This is a genomic window from Gemmatimonadota bacterium, assembly GCA_016720805.1.
Taxonomy (GTDB): Bacteria; Gemmatimonadota; Gemmatimonadetes; order Gemmatimonadales; family GWC2-71-9; genus Palsa-1233.
On record JADKJZ010000014.1, the window covers coordinates 464,416 to 483,988 of the forward strand.

The following is a 19,573-nucleotide window of genomic DNA, read 5'->3' on the forward strand; positions in this document are numbered from 1 at the left end:
GAGCGGCCTCACTGAAATTGCGCGCCCTCTCTCGTCTGGAGGCCAGTGGCCCACGCGGTGGCGGTCATGCGTCGGCGGCCGGCGGCCTGCACGTCGCCGAGGAGGAGCCACCCCTCCCCACAGACGACGGCTGGGCCTTCAGGCAGGAAGTGCAGGGTGCCGGGCAGTGCGTCGGTCGCCGACGTCGGTGGTGTCATCGGGGCGCCGCCGAACAGCTTCACGTCGGCCCCGTGGAAGGTGGTCCAGGCACCGGGCGCCGGATCCATGGCGCGGATCTGATGCGAAACCGCGACGGCGTTCGCCTCCCAATGGAGCCGCGCGGTGGCGCGGTCAATCTTCGGCGCGTGAGTCACGCCGTCTGCAGCTTGCGGCGTCGGCGCGTCGCCGGCCGCGATCTGCGGCAACGCCTCCACCAACGCCTTCGCACCGAGGTCGGCCAGCCGCTCGAAGAGGATGCCGGTCGTGTCGGTGGGGAGGATCGGGGTGCGTCGCTGCAGCCAGACCGCGCCGGTGTCGAGCCCCTGCTCCAGGCGCATGATCGCGACGCCGGTCTCGGTGTCGCCGCTCATGACTGCCCAGTGGATCGGCGCGGCACCGCGCCAGCGCGGCAGCAGCGAGGCATGGACATTGACGAAGCCGAGGGGGAGCAATGCCAGCAGGTCAGGGCGGAGCAGGTGTCCGTAGGCGACCACGACCCCGATGTCGGCGTTGAGGGCGGCAAGCTGCGCGAGGAATTCCTCGCCGCGCGGGCGCTCTGGCTGCAGGACCGGGATGCCCGCCGTGAGGGCGCGGGTCTTGATGGGGGGGCGGATTGGCGGGCCAGGTTGGCGATCGGGGCCGACGTCGCGATAACGATCAGGCTGGGTGACGACCGCCACCACATCATGGCCGGCGGCCATCAGCGCATCGAGGCTCGGGACGGCGAACTGCGGCGTCCCGAAGAAGAGGATCCGCATCAACCCGCCTTTTCCGACTCCTCTTCCGGGCGCGGGGTGCGGGTGAGCTCGCCCCCATTCTCCTTCTTCCAGCGCTTCACGAGCATCTGCCGCTTGAGCGGTGAGAGATGGTCGATGAACAGGATCCCGTCGAGGTGGTCGATCTCATGTTGGATGGCGCGGGCCACCAGACCCGTTGCCTCGAGCCGGAACGGCTCGCCCTTCTCGTTCAACGCTTCGAGGACCACGCTGTCCGGCCGAACGACCTCGGCGTACACCTCGGGGATCGAGAGGCAGCCTTCTTCCTTGCTCTCCTTGCCGGTGGCACTCACGATCCGCGGATTGATCATCGCAAAGGTCTGTCCTTCGGCGTCGATGATCGCCACGCGCTGGGTGCTGCCGACCTGGTTGGCCGCGAGGCCCACGCCACAGGCGATGTTCATCGTCTCGAACATGTCATCGATGAAGGCGCGCAGGGCATCATCCACGACGGCAATCTCGGCCGCGCGCTCGCGCAGGACCGGAGAGCCGAGCAGGTGGATGTCGAGAACGGCCATTACGCCACCGTGCCCGGGGCGGTCTGGTTGCCGACGCGAATCACGCGGGCGCGCTCGATGACCAGCGTCGCGGTGCCGCTCTCAATGGTCAGCAGGGTGTCCTTGACGTCCTTGACCTTGCCCACGATGCCGCCGAACGTGGTGATTTCGTCGCCCTTCTTGATCTGGGCGAGCATTTCGGCCGCCTGCTTCCGGGCCTGGCTCTGCGGACGGAGAATCAGGAAGTAGAAGACCAGTCCGATCAGCGCGAACTGGAGCAGGAGCATGTTGATGCCACCGGTCATGACGTCTCGCCCTTCGCGAAGTACCGCGACCGCCATGCGGCGGCCCAGGAATCAAAGGTGCCGTCCAGGATCCGGGCGCGGGCCGTCTCGGCCAGCCGGATCAGGAAACGGATGTTGTGTATCGACACCAGGCGCTGGCCGAGCTGTTCCTCGGCGACGAAGAGGTGCCGCAGGTACGCCCGCGAGAAGCGGGTACACGCCGCGCAGTCGCACTCTGCATCGAGCGGTCCGGCGTCGAGCCGCAGCGTCGCGCCCCGGACGCTGACCTTGCCGTCGGCAGTCCATGCCGACCCGTGGCGTCCGTTCCGCGTGGCGGCCACGCAGTCGAAGAGGTCCACCCCGCGGGCGATCCCCTCGATCAGGTCGTCGGGAAACCCGACCCCCATAAGATAACGGGGGCGATCCACCGGCAGGTGGGGGTTCAACCCCTCGAGGACCCGGTGCATCGCGGGCTTCGGCTCGCCCACGGAGAGGCCACCGATGGCCACTCCGGTCCACGGACCGCGCTCGAGGATTCCCATGAGCGACGCGTGCCGGAGCTCGGCGTGCGTCCCGCCCTGGACGATCGGCCAGAGGGTCTGTCGGGTCGGATCGTCGGCGGTGAGCTCGCCATGCCGGTGGCGACAGCGGTCGAGCCACCGCAGCGTGCGCTGCATGGCGTCGTGGGCATCGTCGGCACTCGATTGCCCGGGGAGCAGATGATCGAAGGCCATGATCACGTCGGCACCGAGCGCCCACTGGATCTCCATCGACTTCTCCGGCGAGATGAAGCGCTTGGAGCCATCGATGTGCGAGACGAACTCCACGCCCTGCTCGTCGAGCTTGCGCATGGCGCTGAGCGAGAAGACCTGGAAGCCCCCCGAGTCGGTGAGCATCGGCTTCGCCCAGGTCGAGAAGCGATGCAGGCCTCCCAATTCGGCGACGACATCCTCACCCGGTCGAAGGTGCAGGTGATAGGTGTTGCCCAGAATGATCTGCGCGCCTGCGGCCGCCACCTCCTCGGGGTGGAGCCCACGCACGGTCCCGTGGGTTCCGACCGGCATGAAGCAGGGTGTCTGCACGACGCCGTGCGGCAGCGCCAGGGTGCCGGCGCGCGCGGCGCCGTCGGTGCCGTCGAGACGGAATTCGAACACTCAGCCCAGCCCGGCGAGGATGCGCTCGACCTGGCGGCGGTGCCGCAGGTCATGCCCGGCCGCCAGCCGTCGCAGCGTGTCGAACGTTTGCAACCCGCGTTCTGTGTGATGACCGACGCGCGCCAGGTCGTCGGGGCCCGCCTGCTGGTACACCGGAAGATTCCACGACCGCAGCGTGCCGAAGGCGAGCATCGCCTCGGTCGGGTCGGTGTTGGCACCATCGAAGCGCACCATCCAGGCCTCCTGATCGAAGCCGTGCAGCGGCGGCGCATCCTGGGTCAGGACAAGCCGGACGCGCCACCCCTGGGCAATCTCGGTGTCCGCGAGGTGGGCAATCACCTGGGTCAGCGACCAGAGCCCGGGCCCCTCCGGCGTGCGCATGACCTCGATGTCGAGCGAACCGAGCCGCTCGAGCAGCCAGGCCGGGGTCTCGGCGAGGATCTCGATCGGATCCCGGTCGCCGAGGAGCGCCAACGTCTCGGCGACATAGGCCTGCGAGGCGGGCGAGGGAATGATCGGGGCGGTCATCGGGAATCTCCCACGACGCACATGGCGTCGCCGTAGCTGTAGAAGCGATAGCCGGCGGCCACCGCGTGCCGATAGGCGGTCATGGTAGTGGGGTAGCCCGCGAAGGCCGCCACGAGCATCAGCAGCGTCGAGCGCGGAAGGTGGAAATTGGTGATCAATCGATCAACCACCCGGAAGGTGAAGCCCGGCGTGATCATGATCGCCGTGTCGGCCGCACCGGCGATCACGGTGCCATCATCCTTCGCCGCACTCTCGAGGGCACGCACCACGGTGGTCCCGACGGCCCACACCTTGTTCCCGCGTGCGCGACACGACGCGATTGCCTCGGCGGTCGCGACCGGAATCTCGAAATGCTCGCTGTGCATGGTGTGCGCGCTGATGACCTCGGCCTCGACCGGCTTGAACGTCCCGGGGCCGACCTCGAGATCCAGGTCGGTGGTCAGCACGCCCTTGGCGTGGAGCGCCGCCAGGAGCGCCGGGGTGAAGTGCAGCCCGGCGGTCGGCGCGGCGACGCTCCCTTCCTTGGCCGCGTACACCGTCTGGTACCGATCCTCATCGTCGGCGGTGGGGTCGCGACTGATGTAGGGCGGCAGCGGGAGGCGACCGTACTTCGCGATCGCCTCCTCGGCACGCAAGCCGACGAAGCGCACGCGCCGAAAGGCGTCCGGCGTTTCTTCCAGGGTTTCAATCGCGGCGTCGTCGCCGAGGCGAATCTGCTTTCCCGGTCGCATCGCGCTACCGGGCTTCCCCATCGCGATCCAGCTGTCGTCCGGCGCGGGATGGATCAGCAGCACCTCCGCGACCCCGTGCCCCGAGGGGCGCGTGCCGAGGAAGCGCGCGTGGCGGACCTTGGTCGAGTTGAGGACGAGAAGGTCGCCGGGGGGGATCAGGGCGAGCAGATCGGAGAATTGCGCGTCCGCGAGCATCGGGGGCGCAGCATGCTGCGCCCGTACACCGGAGGTTCGAGCCGTGTCCCCGGGCATGGCCGTGATGCTGCCAAGCGCCGCGATGCCCGGAAGTAGGGGCGCAGCATGCTGCGCCCGGAAGTCCGGCGCATGCCCCGATCCGTCCGTCGCGCGCGGCGCCCCGCGATCCACCACCAACATGCGCGACGCCCCCCGCTCGGCGCTCGGGTGCTGGGCGATCTGCGCGTCGGGAAGGTCGAAGGCGAAGTCGGCGGTGCTCCAGCCCTGCTCAGCCATCGAGCAGGGAGGGCTGCGCGTCGCCGGGCCGGGTCGGTGGCGTGAGGCCGAGGCGACGGTAAGCGTGCGCGGTGGCGACGCGACCCCGTGGCGTGCGTTCGAGGAAGCCCTGTTGCAGCAGGTACGGTTCGTACACCTCTTCCACGGTGGCGGTGTCTTCGCCGACGGACGCCGCGATCGTCGCGAGCCCGACCGGGCCACCGCCGAACTTCTCGATGATGGCGGCCAGGATGCGGGCGTCCATGTCGTCGAGGCCGAACTGGTCCACGTTCAAACGCGCGAGGGCGTCGGCCGCGATCTCCGCCGTGATGCGCCCGTCGGCGCGGACTTCGGCGTAGTCGCGCACGCGCCGGAGCAGGCGGTTCGCCACGCGCGGGGTGCCGCGGGACCGGCGCGCAATTTCTGCCGCGCCGGTCGCGTCCATCGTCACGCCCAGCACGGTCGCCGAGCGCGCGACGATGGTGGCCAGGTCTTCGACGGCGTAGAAGTGCAGCCGCTCGACCAGACCGAAGCGTGCGCGCATCGGTGGGGTGAGCAAGCCGAAGCGGGTCGTCGCGCCGACCAGCGTGAACTTCTCGATGCTCATCGGCAGCGTCTGACCGTGCGGGCCATCACTCAGTCGCACGTCGACGTGAAAGTCCTCCATCGCCGGATAGAGAAACTCTTCGAGTTGCGGACGGAGGCGGTGGATCTCGTCGATGAAGAGGATGTCGCCCGGGCCCAGGCCGGTGAGCAGGCCGACGAGATCGCCGGGCTTTTCGAGGACCGGACCCGAGGTCGTGCGACACTGCACGCCCATCTCGCGCGCCATCAGCATCGCGAGCGTCGTCTTGCCGAGGCCCGGCGGGCCGAAAAAGAGGACGTGGTCGAGGGCCTCGCCGCGCTTCCGCGCCGCATCGATGGCGATCTGCAGCGAGGTGCGCACCTGCGGCTGCCCGACGAACTCGTCGAGTCGCGACGGTCGCAGGGCCTGCTCGGCGCTCCCTTCCTCGGGGAGCGCGGCGGGCGTGGTGACCTCGAGGCGATCGCTCATCGACTCAGGCGGCCCGCGCCTGCCAGCGTGTCGGCGTCTCGCCGGGCACGACGGTGTGCTTGAGGCCGCAGTGCATGCAGCGGTCCGTCGTTTCGCGCGTGGCGGGCGGCAGCAACTTGCGATTGGTGACGCCGCAACTGGTGCAGAGCCATTCGGCGGTGATAGCGGGGCGCGAGGTGGACCACATCAGGTCACTTCCGGGTCAGGTCGGTGAGGGCACGGCGCACCAGCGCCGCCGTCTCGAGGGTGCCACTGCTGTCGGCCGCGGCGCGCACGGCGGCGTCCGCTTGCGCCGCCGGGTAGCCCAGCGCCATCAACGCCCGCACCGCATCGGCGGCGGGGGAGGCCACCGGTGCCGCGGCCGGCAGATCGTCCATCCGGTCGCCAAGCTCCAGCACGATGCGCTCGGCTTTCTTGCGGCCGATGCCCGAGACCGAGGCAAGCACGGCGAGGTCCTTGTCGCGGACCGCGCGGACGGTGCGTTCGGCGCCGAGCGTCGAGAGAATCGCCAACGCGAGACGTGCGCCCACGCCGGCGGCGCCCATCAGGCGGCGGAAGACCGCCCGTTCGACGGCGCCATCAAAGCCGAAGAGCATCCAGGCGTCTTCGCGCACGACCAGCTCGGTGAGCAGGCGCACCTCGCTGCCGACGGCCGCGAGACGTTCGAAGGTGCCGAGCGGCACCTCCACGAGATAGCCGACGCCCCCAGCGGTTTCGACCACGATGCCTGCGGGGTCTCGCACGGCCAGCGTCCCGCGCAACGAGGCGATCATCGGGCTCCTCCGGCAAAGCGCGCCCGCGGCGCCAGTCGCATCAAGTGGGTGAGGGCAATCGCGACCCCGTCGGCGGCGTCGGCCGGCTTCGGCGCCTCGACCAGGCGGAGGAGTCTCGTCACCATGGCGGCCACCTGCGGCTTGGTCGCCGCGCCCGTGCCGGTGGTGGCCCGCTTGACTTCGGCAGGAGAAATCTCGGCGACGGCGAGGCCCGCCTGCGCCGCGGCGAGCAAGACGACCCCGCGCGCGTGGCCAAGAATCAGTGCGCTGCGGGCGTTCTTCCCGTGGAAGATCCCTTCCACCGCGAGCGCGTCGGGCTGGTGTCGCGCGATCAATCCGGTCACCGCGTCAAAGATGGTGGTCAGCCGGTCGGGAAGTGCATCGGCGGCCTTGGTCCGCACGACACCACACTCGAGCAGGCGCGTGGTACCCAGACCGCCGGAGACCACACCATAGCCGAGGGTCGCAGTGCCCGGGTCGATGCCGAGCACGGTCAGCGACCGGTCCGAGGTCAGGCCCCGGCCTCCTCGAGGTCCAGTGCGTCGAGATCGAGCGTCGTGAAGACCTTCGACACGTCATCGAGTTCCTCAAGCAACTCGACCAGCTTCAGCACCTTCTGGGCTTCGAGCATCTCGAGCTTGACGAGATTCTTCGGCACCATCGCGAGTTCAGAGGACTCCGCGACGTACTTCTTCGCGGCAAGTGCCTCGGTCACCGCGTGGAAGTCATGCGGGTCGGTGCTGATGACGTAGTACTCGCCGTCGACCTCGAAATCGCTGGCCCCCGCATCGAGGGCATCCTCCATCACCTTCTCTTCGGCACCCGCGGTGATCGGCAGGAAGATCTGGCCCTTCTTCTCGAACATCCACGACACCGAATTGCTGGTGCCGAGGTTGCCGCTGTTGCGGGAGAAGGCGTGGCGGATGTCGGCGACGGTGCGATTGGCGTTGTCGGTCGACCCTTCGATCAGGATCGCGACGCCGCCGGCGCCGTAGCCCTCGTAGGTGACTTCCTCGTACGAGACGCCTTCGAGTTCGCCGGTGCCTTTCTTGACGGCGCGCTCGATGTTGTCGCCGGGCATGTTGGCCGCCTTGGCGTCATCGATCGCCTTGCGCAGGCGGGCGTTGCTGTCCGGGTCGCCACCGCCGGCCTTGGCGGCCACGGTGATTTCGCGGATCAGCTTGGTCCAGGACGAGGCGCGCCGGGAATCGGTGATCGCCTTCTTCCGCTTGATCGTTTTCCATTTGCTGTGTCCAGCCATCGGGCATTCCTCCTGAGCGAACGGGAGAATAGCCGACGGCGCTGCGGGCGGCAACGCGGTGCCCTGCTTGCCCTCGCCCGATGCCGCCGCTAGCGTTACCGGATGCGCACACTTCCCGCCATCGCCCTGCTCTTGACCGTTGCCCAACTGGGCGCCTGTCAGTCCGCCAAGCCCGCCGAGGAGGCCCCCAAGCAGGCCGGCCTTGAGGTGCTCCCGAACCTCCCGTTGCCGCCGGACGGGACCCCGCTGACGACGCAGTCGAGCCCCGAGGCGATGTCGGTGGTGTCGGTGACGGAAATCGGGGTGGATTCGGTGCTGAACTATTACCGGATGATCCTGGGGAAGGAGCCGTTTCGTCTGATCAATGAGACGACGGCCGACAGCATCACGTCGTTCTACGTGGAGCAGGATGGGCCCTCGCTCTGGATCACCGTCCAGCGAAACGGTGCCAAGGGGTCGATGGTCGTGATCGCGGGGGCGGCCGACACGTCCGCGGCGAGCAAGACCAAGGCGGCGGCGGGCAAGGAGCCTCTCCCCGAGGCCCTCCCGACCGGCGGCACGAAGCCCCGTCCCTAGTCCTCGCCGAGGTCCTCGAAGCGGAGCCACCGGGGGGTAAAGAAGAGGTCAATCGTCCCCCCGGCCCCGTGACGGTCCTTGAGCACCCGGACCTCCGCCGCCCCGGCGATCCCCAGGTCCGCGTCGTACAACTCCTCCCGATACAACCCCAGGATCACGTCGGCGTGCTGCCGCAACGCGCCGGCGGCGGTGAAGTCGCTGGTCACGGGCCGGCGGTCGGCTCGAGATGCCGGGGAGTCACTGCTGTGCACCACCAGCAGGATGGCGGCATCGCGACCGATGGCGAGCCGCTTCAACGCGGCGACGCGGAGTGCGGCGGCATCGCTCGGCGCCCGTCCGTCGACGTCCAGTCCCTCCAGGCAGTCCACCACCAGCAGGTCCCATTCGTCGGCGGCCGTCCGGAGGTCGACCGGCCAGCCCTCGACCGGCTGTGATTGGAACGCGATCGGCAGCTCGCGCAGCCGCAAGGCCACGGTGGCGATCTCCGCCCGACGGTCGTCGTGGAGGGCGTCGCCGGCAAGCTCGTCGAGCGTCGCCTTGGCCGAGAGCGCCAGCGCCCGTTCCGCAAGGCGGGTGGCGCTCATCTCCGTGCTGAGCACGGCAACCGTGTGACCGGTGGTCGCGGCCCGCACGGCGATCCCCAGGGCCAGCGCGCTGCAGCCACTCCCGGAGTCGCCGCCGAGGACGATGAGGTCTTCGCGCCGCACGCCGCCGCCAAGGAGTTGGTCGAGGGCGGGGAAGCCGGTCGGAATGCGGCGGCTCATCGGCCTGCCACTTCGTGAAGGATGGCGCGCAACCGCGCAAAGTGCTGCTCCGCGTCGTGATTCCTCACGATGATCTCGCGGGCACTGCTCCCCATCGCGGCACGGTCCGCAGGGGACAGCGCAAGGAATCGCTCGAGGCCTTCGACCAGCGCCGGAACGGAGTCGGTGGCGGCGATGCGGATGCCGTTGACGCCATCCGCGATCACGTCGGGGACGAGCCCGACCGGCGTGGCGAGGACCGGGGTGCCGCACGCCATCGCCTCGAGCATCGTGTAGGGCCCGCCCTCGAACCGCGAGGCCACGAGCAGGGCGTCGAGCCGGCGATACAGCGCCGGCAGATCGGCATCGGCCGGCGGCTCGATGAGCTCGACCAGGGAGGCGGCCCCTGATTCGGCCAGCAGTCGCTCGATCGCAGGCCGGTGCTTCGCCCCGATCGGGAACAGCCAGACCACCCTCGGCCCGCCGCGGCGTGCGAGTTCGGCGATGGCGTCGAAGGCGAGGTCCAGCCCCTTCATGAAAATGTCCGGCCGCCCCACCAAGCCGATCGTGATGGGTCCGCCCGGCGCACGCTCCTCGCGGCCAGACGCGGTGAAGCGCTTCAGGTCGATGCCGAGGGGCACGACCTCGTCCACCGAGCCACCGTAGAACTGCTGCTGCTTGGCCTGCGTGGACGAACTGTTGGTCACGACCCGGCTCGCGAGGTGGTGGCGCCAGCCATTCAGCCAGCGCGGAACCCGCTGATAGAGGCCGGCGGACGGGCGCCAACCGTTCCATCCGAGCCGGTGTGCTGCCGTGGGTGGGGCGTCGTGCTCGAAGACGACCAAGGGTGCCGCGAGACGCAGGGCGACGTCTGCGCGGAACCCGCCTTCCGTCGGGGCGCCCTTGCCATGGAAGACCACCTGGGGGCGTCCGGCGCGAACCGCGGCAACCATCTGCTGCCGCTGCACGCCCGAATCCCCCCGGATCGGGCCGACCACCTCGACTCGCGGGTCCTTCGGCAGGACGAGCACGCCGGTGGGGTTGTCCAGCTCATCCGGGGCCATCACGACCCGAACCTGATCGCCACCGGCGGCCAGGAAGTCGGCCAGCGCCGCGGTGTGCACACCGGTGCCCCCGAACATGTTCTCGGTCGCGATGGTAATCCGGATTGGACGCTCGGTCACTCGGCGGCTCTCGTTACTCGGGACGCTGGGAGCAGGAGCAACGCCTGTGCCACCGCCTCGGCGGCCTCGGCCCCGAGGGCGTCGCGGGCCGGGGCGACCAATTGGGCCAATGCCACTCGGGCGGCCGCGGGGGTGGCGTCCTCGAGGTGGCCGAGCGCCGCCGTGAGCCCTCGAGCCAACGGACGCGGCACGGTCAGGGGGGCCAACCGCTGCGCCAGCAGGACCACCCGGCGTCTGGCGCCCTTGTCTGGGGCGGCGCCGCTGAGGCCGAGGTCGACTGCCACGCGGGCCGTCAACCAGAGCGCGAAGGCTCCCTCTCGCTTTGGTCCACGCTCGAGGCGCTGCTGCAGATCGAGAAGCGCCAGGAGCGGGGGCGTCCATTCGCTCATTTCGGGAGCGCGACCACGGCTTGGGCCACCGCCTCGGGGAGGATATCCACGAGGCAGCGATGGTGCCCAAGTGGGCAGACCGGTCCGCCGTGCGGGGTGCACGGTCGGCAGGGGAGGTTACGCTGGAGGACCGTTGCCCTGGCCCGGTACGGGAAAAAGCCGAATGCCTCGACGCCAGGGCCGTAGAGCGCCACGGCCGGAGTTCCCACCGCGGTCGCGAGGTGGGTGACCCCGGTGTCTCCGCCGACCATCGCGCGCGACTGCTTCAGCAGGGCGGCGGTGCCCGAGAGCGAGAAGCGACCGGCGGCACTCACCGCGCCCGGGCCGCCCGCCTCGGCGATCGCGGCGGCCGCCTCGCGGTCACCCGGACCGCCCAGCACCACCAGATCACAGGTCGCCCGGAGGCGCCGCGCCAGCGCCTCCCAGTGTTCGAGGGGCCACCGCTTGGTCGCGTGCGCCGCGCCCGGCGCCAACGCGATCATGGTCCGCTCCCGGCCCACGCCGTTCGCGGTCAGGAATTCCGCGGCCTCCCGCTGCGCCTCCGCCGTGACGAAGAACTCGGCTGGCCCCCCGTCGGGAACCACGTCCAGCCCGGCCGCCGCCTCGAAGTAGCGCTCGGCGACCGGGCCAAGGAGACCGCCTCGGGCACCGCCGGTGCGTATCAGCAGGGTCCGGCGCACCCGATGTTTCGAATAGCCGCTCCAGCGGCCGCCGACCAGCTGTCGCAAGGCCAGCGTCCGCAGCGAGCCATGCAGGTCGAGCCGGTGGGTCCACTCCGTCTGGCGCAGGGTCGCGGCCAGGGCGCCAAGGGGCGAACCGCGCTTCCAGGTGATCAACTCGTTCAGTCGCGGGTTGTGGCGCAGCGTCTCCGCCATGTCCTCGCGGACCACCATGCTGATCTGCGCGGTCGGATGCCGGGTCCGCAACGCCCGGATCAGCGGGGTCGTCAGCAGCAGATCGCCGATCGACGAGAAGCGCACCAGGAGGATCCGGGGGGCAGGCATGGGGGAATGGTAATAGTTTTCAGCATGCCTCGACCCCGCACCATCCTTTGGATTGACGATGAGATCGAGACGCTCGACTCGCAGGTGTTGTTCCTCGAGCAACAGGGCTTCACCGTCGAGCGGGCCGCCAACGGCGACGATGCGCTCGCCCTGCTTCGTCGGCAGCCCTATGGCGTGATTCTGCTTGACGAGCAGATGCCGGGCCTTCGCGGACTTGAGTTGGTGCCGCTTCTCCGGGCCATCGACGGTTCCATTCCGGTGGTGATGGTGACCAAGTCGGAGGAACCGGAGACCCTGCGCGACGCGATTGGTGCCGAAATCGCCGACTATCTCATCAAGCCGGTCTCGCCGCGTCAGGTGTTGTCGGTGATCACGCGTCTGCTCGAGGGCGATCGCATTCGGCAGCAGCGATTGTCCCGCGACTTCGTGACGCGCTTTCGCGAGCTGGAGGGTCGTCGCGGCGAGCACCTGGCCTGGCGTGAGTGGGTCGAGTTCGTCGCCGAACTCGCGGAATGGGAAGTCAAGCTCGGGCAGGCGGACGAGCCTGGCCTGCAGGAGGCGTTGCGCAATCTGCAGGAGAGCGTGCGGATGGACTTCGCGCGGTTCATCGAGACCAACTACCCGGGGTGGCTCGCCAAGCGCGGGACCGACCGGCCGCCACTCTCGGTCGATGTCGTCTCCGAGTTCCTCCGCCCGACGCTCGAGGTGCATGGGCGGGTGATGCTGGTGGTGGTCGACTGTCTTCGCCTGGACCAGTGGGCGATGATCCGTCCGATCGTCGAACGGTATTTCGACGTCGAAGTCGATCACTATTTCTCGATTGTCCCGACCGCCACGCCCTACAGCCGCAACGCCATCTTCTCGGGGCTCTATCCCTCGGAGTTCTTCGCGCGGCATCCGGCCTGGTGGGACGAGCGCGAGGAAACGTCGCTCAATGCCCACGAGTCGGAACTGCTGGTGGAGCAATTGCGGGAGCTCATGGGCCGCGACGTGCCGGTGCACTACGAGAAGATCTTCTCGACGCCCGACGGCGAGGCGATGCTGCGCCGCCTTTCGGGGCACCTCGCTCGCGACGGGGTGACGGCGCTGGTCTTCAACTTCATCGACCAGCTGACGCACGGCCGCACCGAAAACGAGGCGCTCTTCGAGGTGGCGCGCGACACCACCGCGCTCCGTGCCCTGACCCGCACCTGGTTCGAGCGCTCCCCGCTGGTCGAGGCACTGAAGGAGGCGGAACGCCGCGGCGTGCCGGTGATCCTGACGACCGACCACGGCTCGATCCACTGCCACACCCCGGCCACCGTCTTCGCCCGGCGCGATGCCTCGGCGAACCTCCGCTTCAAGTTCGGCGAGGACATTCGCGTGGAAGATCCGTCGGCGGCCATTCTGGTTGAGGACCTGGCGGCGTGGGGCATTCCCGAACGGCAGATCGGAGCGCGCCTGCTCCTCGCCACGGGTGATCGCTTCTTCGTCTATCCCACCAAGCTCCGTGAGTATCAGGCGCGGTATCGCGGCGCCTTCCTGCATGGTGGCGTCTCCCCCGAGGAAGTGATTCTCCCGGTGGCGTTGCTGTTGCCGAGGCGCACCTGAGTCGACGGGGCGTGCGGTCCCGCCTCTTCGGGCTGCTCCGGCCGTATCGGGGCACGCTCGCCGTCGCCTTCGGCGCGGCCCTGCTCGGCGCACTGCTCGACGCCACCGCGTTGGTGGTGTTGCAGCCGCTCTTCGGCGCCCTCTTCCCGAGCAGCACCGAAGCGCTCCCGGGCCGCAACGTGGACCTCCAGGTCTGGCTCACGCGCCTGCTCGCCCCAGTGGTCGACGGGCAGCCCGCCTCGGTGGTCACGGCGCGGCTGGTCGCCATCTTCATCGGCGCCCTCGCCCTCAAGAACTTCTTCAACTACGTCTCGGCCTATCTCTCGGTGCAGGTGCAGGAAGGAATGGTGCGCAACCTGCGCACGCGTCTCTTCGGTCACCTGCTGCGCCTCGACCTCGGGGTCTTCCAGCGGACCCGCGGTGGCCAGCTCACCACCGGGCTGATCAATGACGCCGATCAGGTGAAGCTTCTGGTCGTCGCGGTCCTCGCCGCGTTCTTCCAGAACCTGGTCAACATCCTCGCCATGCTCGGCCTCATGCTGGGCACCTCGGTGCGGCTGACGCTTATGGTGCTGGTTCTGGCGCCGATCCTCGTCATCGGTGTGCAGTTGCTCCTCGGTTCACTCAAGCGGCACGCTCGCACGTTCGCGCATGAGCGCGGCGAACTCACCGCCACGATCAGCGAGCGACTCGGCGCGATGAAGCTGATCCGCGCATTCGCCGCGGAGTCGAGCGAGGCGGAGAACTTCGCGCGGCAGGCCGACCGGTATCGCAAGGGCGCCGTGCGCACGCAGCGGTTTGCGCTGCTCACCTCGCCGGTCGGGGAGGTGTTCGGCGGCGCGGTGGTGCTGCTGATCCTCTGGGCCGCGTCGAATCCTGAAATTTCAGGCGTGCAGCTGGCCTCGGAGCACGTGGTCCTCTTCCTGGTCGCGGCGCTCCGCGTGCTCTCGCCGATCAAGGCGATCACCAATGTTCCCGCGCAGCTGGCCACCGCGGAGGCCAGCGCCGAGCGGGTCTTCGCGATCCTCGATCTCCCCGCCAGCGAGCAGGACCCGCCCGACAGCGTCCCGGCGGCCTTCACGACCGACCTGATCTTCGACGGTGTCACCTTCGGCTACGATCCCGCGCAGCCGGTGCTGCAGGATGTCTCGCTCCGTGTCGCCAAGGGCGAGGTCGTCGCGCTGGTGGGGCCGAGCGGCGCGGGAAAGACCACCTTGCTCGAACTGGTGCCACGCTTCCATGATCCCCAGCAGGGCGAATTGCGGCTCGACGGCGTGCCGCTGCCGCGCCTCCAGCGCGCCTCGCTCCGGGCCCTGATCGCGGTGGTGAGCCAGGACACGGTGTTGCTGCACGACACGGTTCGCGCCAACATTGCGTACGGCCAGCCGGGGGCAACGGACCAGGAAGTCGAGGCCGCTGCCCGCGCGGCCAATGCCCACGAGTTCATTGCGGGGCTGCCCGACCGATACCAGACGGTGCTGGGTGAGCGCGGGACGCGCCTCTCCGGTGGGCAGCGGCAGCGGATCGCGATCGCGCGGGCGCTGCTCCGCGACGCCCCGATCCTGATTCTCGACGAAGCCACCTCGGCGCTCGATACCGAGTCGGAGCGGCTGGTGCAGGAGGCGATCGAGCGGTTGATGGGAGGGCGCACCGTGCTGGTGATTGCGCACCGCCTGGCCACTGTGCGCGGTGCCGACCGGATCGTCGTCCTCGATGGCGGCCGGGTGGTCGAATCGGGAACCCATGCCGAGCTCTTCGCGCAGTCCGGGCTCTATCGCCGGTTGCATGACCTTCAGTTCTCCGTGGCCGAGGTGACATCGTGAGCAACGAGCGCAGCATCCTGCTGCTCGCCGATTTCGATGACGGTCCCAATGCCCACGCGGCCCAGCGCCGTCGCGCACTTGAGCGCCTCGGGTTGCGCGTCACCACCTTCGATCTCTCGGCCAAGCCGTCGATCTTCGAACGGATGCGCGTGGGTGACCTGCCGCGCCGGCTCGAACGCGCGCTGGACGACTCGGCCCCCGACCTGGTGCTCGCCTTCGGCTCGCCGCTCCTCGACGAGCCGTTGGTTGATCGCCTCCGTGGTCGGAGTCGTGCGCGCTGGGTCACCTGGATGCCGGACGACCTGCGCACCGCCTGGGAAGCCTCGGTGCTCGCCCGGCCGTACGACCAGATCTATGCCGTCGGGACCGACGTCGCGGCCGAAGTGGCCGATCGGCTCGGGCGGACCGTCGACGTGCTCTCGGTTGCCGCGGACCCGTCGGTGTACCGCCCGATCCGCACCAAGGACCAGTACCGTGCCAACGTGGTCTTTGCGGGAGCCGCGACGCCGCGGCGCGAGCGGCTCCTCGGCGAGCTGGTGGAGTTCGGCCTGGCGGTATGGGGGCCGGGGTGGCGGCAGACCTCGCTACGCGACTATTGCCGCGGCGAGGCCACCAGCACCGACGAATACGTGCGTGCCTACGCGGGCGCCACCGTCGCCATCAACATCCACCACGTGGCAGTCGAGGGCGACCCGCGCGAGGCGGCCTGCAACCAGCGGCTCTTCGAGTTGGCGGCGATGGGCGCGGCGCAGGTGGTCGACGAACGCGGCGACCTCGCACGCTCCTTCGAGGCAGGCGAGGAAGTGCTGGCGTTCCGCGACGCCGCCGAATTGCGCAGTTACGTGCGTGAGCTGATCGAGAATCCGTCCGAAGCGGAGCGGCTCGGCCAGGCCGCTCGCGCCCGGCTGCTGCGGGACCACACCTACATGCATCGGATGCGCCGACTGCTGCTCGATCAACCCCGCCCGATGCTGGCCGAATAGATCGCTTCGTAGCGCGCGGCCATGGTGCGGTAGGTGAAGTGATCGAGGACATGTTGGCGAATCGCCGCCGGATCGAGCGCGTCGAGCGTTGGTCGGAGCGCGGCCAGTTCATCCACGCTGCTGCCCATCGCACCGCTCTCCGGAGAGATGACCTCGGGCAACGCGCCGCGACGAGTGCCGAGCACCGGGGTCCCGCTCACCATCGCCTCGATCGTCGTGAGCCCGAACGGCTCATCCCACTGTGCCGGCACCCAGAGGCACGCCGATTCCGCCAGCAGCTGCATCTTCTCCTCGCCACCAACCTGGCCGACGAAGCGTAGGCCGGGCCGGATTGAAGGGCGCCACCCGCCCGCCACGACCAGCGGCCTCCCGGCCAGGCGTGCGCCGCGCACGGCCCAGTCCCATCCCTTCACGGTGTGGAGCCGACCGAGAAAGAGGTCACGCGGCAGCTTCGTCGCGCTGAAGCGGTACTCATCGGGGTCGAGGCCGTTGTGCACCCACAGCTGCAGGCCGTGGCGGGCGGCGTGATCCGCCGAGAGTCCGATGGTGTTCGGCGTGAACACCCGCCCCGGCGCGCCGTTGCCATGGAAGGTCCAGACAAAGGGCACCCCTTCGGGTGGGCGCCGCAGCGGCGAGTGGGCGTGGACGATGTCGGTCCCCGGGGGCAGGAGCGGCGTGAGATCCGGCCCGCCGTCCTGCAGGGCGAGCTTGTTGGGGATCGGGATCACCGTCGCCATGGGCAGCTTGGTGCCCGGCAGGGCGATGACGGTGACGCGGTGGCCCCGCTCCGCCAACCCGCGCGCGAGCCAGACGACCACCCGCTCCGTGCCGCCGTATTCTCGGACGGGGAGTCGGGCGGGGCAGTAGAGCACGATGTTCATGGTGCTTGCCATACGACTCCGAAGTGGGGAACTTGGGGCTTGTGGCTATCAGAATCGCGGGCTTCACGATCGTCCGGAATGCGACCCTTCTCGATTTCCCGCTCGAGGCGAGCATCCGTTCGCTGCTCCCGGTCGTAGACGAATTTGTCGTCAACGTCGGCACGTCGGATGACGACACCCTCGATCGCGTCCGGGCCATCGACAGTCCGAAGATCCGCATCCTCGAGACGACGTGGGATCGCTCCCGCGGTCACGCCATGCTGGCCGACGAGACCGAGCGTGCCAAACAGGCGTGCGATGCCGCCTGGGGACTGTACGTCCAGGCCGACGAGGTCTTCACCGAAGCCGGCGCCGAGCGCCTGGTCCAGTCGGTGCGCCGGCGCCACGCCGACCCGCGCATCGAAGGGCTCCTCGTGGACTACCGCCATTTCTATGGCGGCTTCGACCTGATTGCCACCAACCGGTCGTGGTACCGCCGCGAATGCCGCGCCGTCCGCCTCGATCCCTCGCTCGCCATCCACTCGTTTCGTGACGCGCAGGGCTTTCGTGTCGGCCCGGATAATCGCCGCATCCGCTGCGCCCGCAGCGGCGCCGTGGTCCACCACTACGGCTGGGCCAGGCCGGCGTGGGCACTCGCCGCCAAGCGGCAGCAGGACCGCGCCATCTACGAATGGCGGCAGGGGCAGGATCCCGATCGGCCGCTGCTGCCGTGGATACCCGGCATCACACCGTTTCGTGGTACCCATCCCGCCGTCGTGGCCGAGTGGATCGCCCAGCGCCGCACCGACGATCAGCTGATTGCCCCGCGGCGGTGGGAGGGCCACCATCTCGGATTGACGGCGTCGCTGCTGATCGAGCGTGCCACGGGCTGGCGACCATTCGAGTACCGCAACTATGTGACGATCGGCGGGGCGAACGGCATTTCCTGATCGGTCAGCAGCAGGCGCAACCGGGCATCGTAGGTATGATGCGCCAAGGCATGCAGTCGTCCACGCACCGCCATCGCCGCCCGCTCCTCCGGCTGCGCCACCAACTCCCGCACTTCGGCGACGCACTCCTCCGTGCTCCGATACCAGCGACAATGCACGCCGTGCTCGGCCATCGTCTCGATGCCGTTGACCCAGGGCCCGACGTACGCGCCGCCACACCCGAAGATCTTCCACATCCGATCCGACGCCGAGGCGTACTCGGTGTCCTGCGCCGGCACGGCGTTCGCGCCGAGGGACACCGCCGACGCGCCAACCACCTCGGCGAATCGGCTTCCCACCACCGGCCCGCCTTCAATCCGGAGCGCGGCGGGTGCGCCGTCCCAATGTGCCCCCCAGATGCGCAGGTCACACGCCGCCGCGACCGCCACCAGCATCGGCCACCGATGCGGGTACTGTCCCGATCCGATGAAGCTGGCATCACAGCGGTCTTCGGGACGGAGCACCGCTGGGGGCTGCTCCAGGTCGGGGTCGAGGGCCTGCGGCAACCACCGCATCGTGGGCACGCCCCGCGCATGCCAGAGGCCGCGCTGATTGGCGTAGGTGGTGTACATCACGTCGCACAGTTGCCCCAGTTCGAGGACGCCTTCGTGCGAGATGGCGTCGAAGAACCAGAAGGCGGAACGGCGGCCGCGCAGCAGACGCGCCAGTCGAGGGAGACCGATGCGCCACGCGTGGCGGGTGCACAGGATGAAGTCGGGGGCGAAGCGCTCGATGGCGCGCTCGAGCAGCGGGCCGGCCAGCGGGCCGAGGCGGCGATGGGTGCGCAGCGCGTCGAAGCACTTTGCGTCGAGGCCGAGCCGCCGCGCGGCTCGCGCGATCGCATCCTCGGAACGGTGCGGCGCATGCGCGCCGACAATCGCGAGGCGCCTGAAGCGCAGGTCGGGGAGGAGCGGGTCGAGCATCGGCAGCAAAGATAGCCGCCGGGCGGGAGTGCCCACCCCCGCCACGAGGGCGAAGGTGGGCGGGGAGGGCCTAGAAGCGCAGGGCGACCACCGCGGAGATCGTCTTCGTCTTGATGTCGGCAGGGAGCGCGAGCGAGCCGGCGCTGGCCTCGTAGATGTTGCTCAGGCCGAGGTCGGCCCGCACGCCGATCGAGAGCTTGCCGAATTCGAGCCCGGCCTCGCCGATGCCGCTGAACTCGGTCTTCTTGAGTTCAATCCAGCCCTCGTCGGTCGAGAGGTCATCGCAGTTGGTGGAGAAGGAGATTCCGTCCGACGACCCCGACAGGCGGCAACCGACCTTCACCCCGATCGAGGGGCCAGCGCCGATGTAGAAGCGGCCCTTCGAGCCGACGGGCATGCCGATGCGCACGACCAGCGGCACCTGCAGGTAGTCGAAGGTGTTCTTCGGCGTCACGCCATCGATCGGATCGCCCTTGAAGCCCTTCCGGGCAAAGACGAGACCCGGCTGCAGGGCGAAGCCGCCCGCGTTGACGTTGAGGAAGCCACCGACGAGGAAGGTGCCGGTGTTCTTGGCATCGGTGACCAGGTCACCGGAGACGTTCGAAAAGGAGCCGCCGGCCATCACGCCGAGACCGATCTGGGCATGGGCGGAGGCAGGGACGGCCAGCAGGGCCGTGGCGGCGAGCAAGGAGGTCAGATGACGACGCATCAGGGGGAGCTCCGGTTGAATTGATCGGCCAGACAGCCATTCTGCCCGGCGAACTCCGTCTGACGATGGAGTCCGGGGTTTGGTTTCAGGGTGC

Annotated in this window: 23 protein-coding genes; 5 read left to right on the forward strand and 18 right to left on the reverse strand. The window is 69.2% G+C overall.

Annotated elements, in window-relative coordinates; genetic code table 11:
* Positions 1–8 precede the first annotated feature (8 nt).
* From IPP98_12365 to IPP98_12415, 11 genes are read right to left on the reverse strand one after another with little or no spacing between them, the layout of a single operon-like run.
* A complete protein-coding gene (locus IPP98_12365; protein MBL0179902.1) occupies positions 9–956 on the reverse strand; it encodes a methionyl-tRNA formyltransferase in 948 nt (315 codons plus the stop codon).
* Positions 956–1,492, reverse strand: coding sequence for a peptide deformylase (gene def / locus IPP98_12370; protein ID MBL0179903.1), 537 nt, complete (start codon positions 1,490–1,492; stop codon positions 956–958). The genes IPP98_12365 and def overlap by 1 nt, the downstream gene beginning before the upstream one ends.
* Positions 1,492–1,776, reverse strand: a complete 285-nt coding sequence (gene yajC / locus IPP98_12375) for a preprotein translocase subunit YajC (GenBank protein MBL0179904.1) — start codon at positions 1,774–1,776, stop codon at positions 1,492–1,494. The genes def and yajC overlap by 1 nt, the downstream gene beginning before the upstream one ends.
* Positions 1,773–2,909, reverse strand: a complete 1,137-nt coding sequence (tgt, locus tag IPP98_12380) for a tRNA guanosine(34) transglycosylase Tgt (GenBank protein ID MBL0179905.1) — start codon at positions 2,907–2,909, stop codon at positions 1,773–1,775. Before tgt ends, yajC begins: the two co-directional genes overlap by 4 nt.
* Entirely contained in the window at positions 2,910–3,437 is a 528-nt protein-coding gene (locus IPP98_12385) for a DinB family protein (GenBank protein ID MBL0179906.1), read from the reverse strand.
* Positions 3,434–4,639, reverse strand: coding sequence for a tRNA preQ1(34) S-adenosylmethionine ribosyltransferase-isomerase QueA (queA, locus tag IPP98_12390; GenBank protein ID MBL0179907.1), 1,206 nt, complete (start codon positions 4,637–4,639; stop codon positions 3,434–3,436). The genes IPP98_12385 and queA overlap by 4 nt, the downstream gene beginning before the upstream one ends.
* Positions 4,632–5,672, reverse strand: a complete 1,041-nt coding sequence (gene ruvB, locus IPP98_12395; protein ID MBL0179908.1) for a Holliday junction branch migration DNA helicase RuvB — start codon at positions 5,670–5,672, stop codon at positions 4,632–4,634. Before ruvB ends, queA begins: the two co-directional genes overlap by 8 nt.
* Before the next feature lie 4 nt (positions 5,673–5,676).
* Positions 5,677–5,859 carry a hypothetical protein gene (locus IPP98_12400; protein ID MBL0179909.1) on the reverse strand — a complete coding sequence of 61 codons (183 nt, stop codon included), beginning with the start codon at positions 5,857–5,859 and terminating at the stop codon, positions 5,677–5,679.
* Between the two features lie 4 nt (positions 5,860–5,863).
* Positions 5,864–6,445: a Holliday junction branch migration protein RuvA gene (gene ruvA / locus IPP98_12405; GenBank protein MBL0179910.1), complete on the reverse strand. Its 582-nt coding sequence runs from the start codon at positions 6,443–6,445 to the stop codon at positions 5,864–5,866.
* Positions 6,442–6,942, reverse strand: coding sequence for a crossover junction endodeoxyribonuclease RuvC (gene ruvC / locus IPP98_12410; GenBank protein MBL0179911.1), 501 nt, complete (start codon positions 6,940–6,942; stop codon positions 6,442–6,444). Before ruvC ends, ruvA begins: the two co-directional genes overlap by 4 nt.
* A 14-nt stretch (positions 6,943–6,956) precedes the next feature.
* Positions 6,957–7,706 (reverse strand): YebC/PmpR family DNA-binding transcriptional regulator, encoded by a 750-nt coding sequence (locus IPP98_12415; protein MBL0179912.1) that lies wholly within the window; start codon positions 7,704–7,706, stop codon positions 6,957–6,959.
* Positions 7,707–7,808: 102 nt separating this feature from the next.
* On the opposite strand from IPP98_12415, the gene IPP98_12420 reads away from it, so the two are divergent.
* Complete coding sequence (locus IPP98_12420; protein MBL0179913.1) at positions 7,809–8,282, forward strand: hypothetical protein; 474 nt, start codon at positions 7,809–7,811, stop codon at positions 8,280–8,282.
* Here IPP98_12420 and IPP98_12425 read toward each other — a convergent pair.
* From IPP98_12425 to IPP98_12440, 4 genes are read right to left on the reverse strand one after another with little or no spacing between them, the layout of a single operon-like run.
* A complete protein-coding gene (locus IPP98_12425; protein ID MBL0179914.1) occupies positions 8,279–9,046 on the reverse strand; it encodes a DnaB-like helicase C-terminal domain-containing protein in 768 nt (255 codons plus the stop codon). The genes IPP98_12420 and IPP98_12425 overlap by 4 nt on opposite strands.
* A complete protein-coding gene (locus IPP98_12430; protein MBL0179915.1) occupies positions 9,043–10,209 on the reverse strand; it encodes a glycosyltransferase family 4 protein in 1,167 nt (388 codons plus the stop codon). The genes IPP98_12425 and IPP98_12430 overlap by 4 nt, the downstream gene beginning before the upstream one ends.
* Positions 10,206–10,598 carry a hypothetical protein gene (locus tag IPP98_12435; GenBank protein MBL0179916.1) on the reverse strand — a complete coding sequence of 131 codons (393 nt, stop codon included), beginning with the start codon at positions 10,596–10,598 and terminating at the stop codon, positions 10,206–10,208. Before IPP98_12435 ends, IPP98_12430 begins: the two co-directional genes overlap by 4 nt.
* Positions 10,595–11,602, reverse strand: coding sequence for a glycosyltransferase family 9 protein (locus IPP98_12440; protein ID MBL0179917.1), 1,008 nt, complete (start codon positions 11,600–11,602; stop codon positions 10,595–10,597). The genes IPP98_12435 and IPP98_12440 overlap by 4 nt, the downstream gene beginning before the upstream one ends.
* Positions 11,603–11,626: 24 nt before the next feature.
* Here IPP98_12440 and IPP98_12445 point away from each other — a divergent pair, with 24 nt between their 5' ends.
* Genes IPP98_12445 through IPP98_12455 form a run of 3 tightly spaced genes read left to right on the forward strand, consistent with a single transcriptional unit; the run spans position 11,627 to position 15,998 of the window.
* Positions 11,627–13,192: a PglZ domain-containing protein gene (locus tag IPP98_12445; protein ID MBL0179918.1), complete on the forward strand. Its 1,566-nt coding sequence runs from the start codon at positions 11,627–11,629 to the stop codon at positions 13,190–13,192.
* A gap of 11 nt (positions 13,193–13,203) precedes the next feature.
* On the forward strand, positions 13,204–15,015 hold the full coding sequence (locus tag IPP98_12450) for an ABC transporter ATP-binding protein (GenBank protein MBL0179919.1): 1,812 nt from the start codon (positions 13,204–13,206) through the stop codon (positions 15,013–15,015).
* Positions 15,012–15,998: a glycosyltransferase gene (locus IPP98_12455; GenBank protein ID MBL0179920.1), complete on the forward strand. Its 987-nt coding sequence runs from the start codon at positions 15,012–15,014 to the stop codon at positions 15,996–15,998. Before IPP98_12450 ends, IPP98_12455 begins: the two co-directional genes overlap by 4 nt.
* Here the strand turns inward: IPP98_12455 and IPP98_12460 are convergent.
* Positions 15,971–16,891 (reverse strand): glycosyltransferase, encoded by a 921-nt coding sequence (locus tag IPP98_12460; GenBank protein ID MBL0179921.1) that lies wholly within the window; start codon positions 16,889–16,891, stop codon positions 15,971–15,973. The two genes, IPP98_12455 and IPP98_12460, sit on opposite strands and share 28 nt — an antisense overlap.
* Positions 16,892–16,920: 29 nt before the next feature.
* On the opposite strand from IPP98_12460, the gene IPP98_12465 reads away from it, so the two are divergent.
* Entirely contained in the window at positions 16,921–17,808 is an 888-nt protein-coding gene (locus tag IPP98_12465; GenBank protein ID MBL0179922.1) for a hypothetical protein, read from the forward strand.
* Here the strand turns inward: IPP98_12465 and IPP98_12470 are convergent.
* Together IPP98_12470 and IPP98_12475 are read right to left on the reverse strand one after the other, a co-directional pair.
* A complete protein-coding gene (locus IPP98_12470) occupies positions 17,772–18,770 on the reverse strand; it encodes a glycosyltransferase family 1 protein (GenBank protein ID MBL0179923.1) in 999 nt (332 codons plus the stop codon). The two genes, IPP98_12465 and IPP98_12470, sit on opposite strands and share 37 nt — an antisense overlap.
* A 70-nt stretch (positions 18,771–18,840) precedes the next feature.
* Positions 18,841–19,479 (reverse strand): PorT family protein, encoded by a 639-nt coding sequence (locus IPP98_12475; GenBank protein MBL0179924.1) that lies wholly within the window; start codon positions 19,477–19,479, stop codon positions 18,841–18,843.
* Positions 19,480–19,573: the final 94 nt, after the last annotated feature.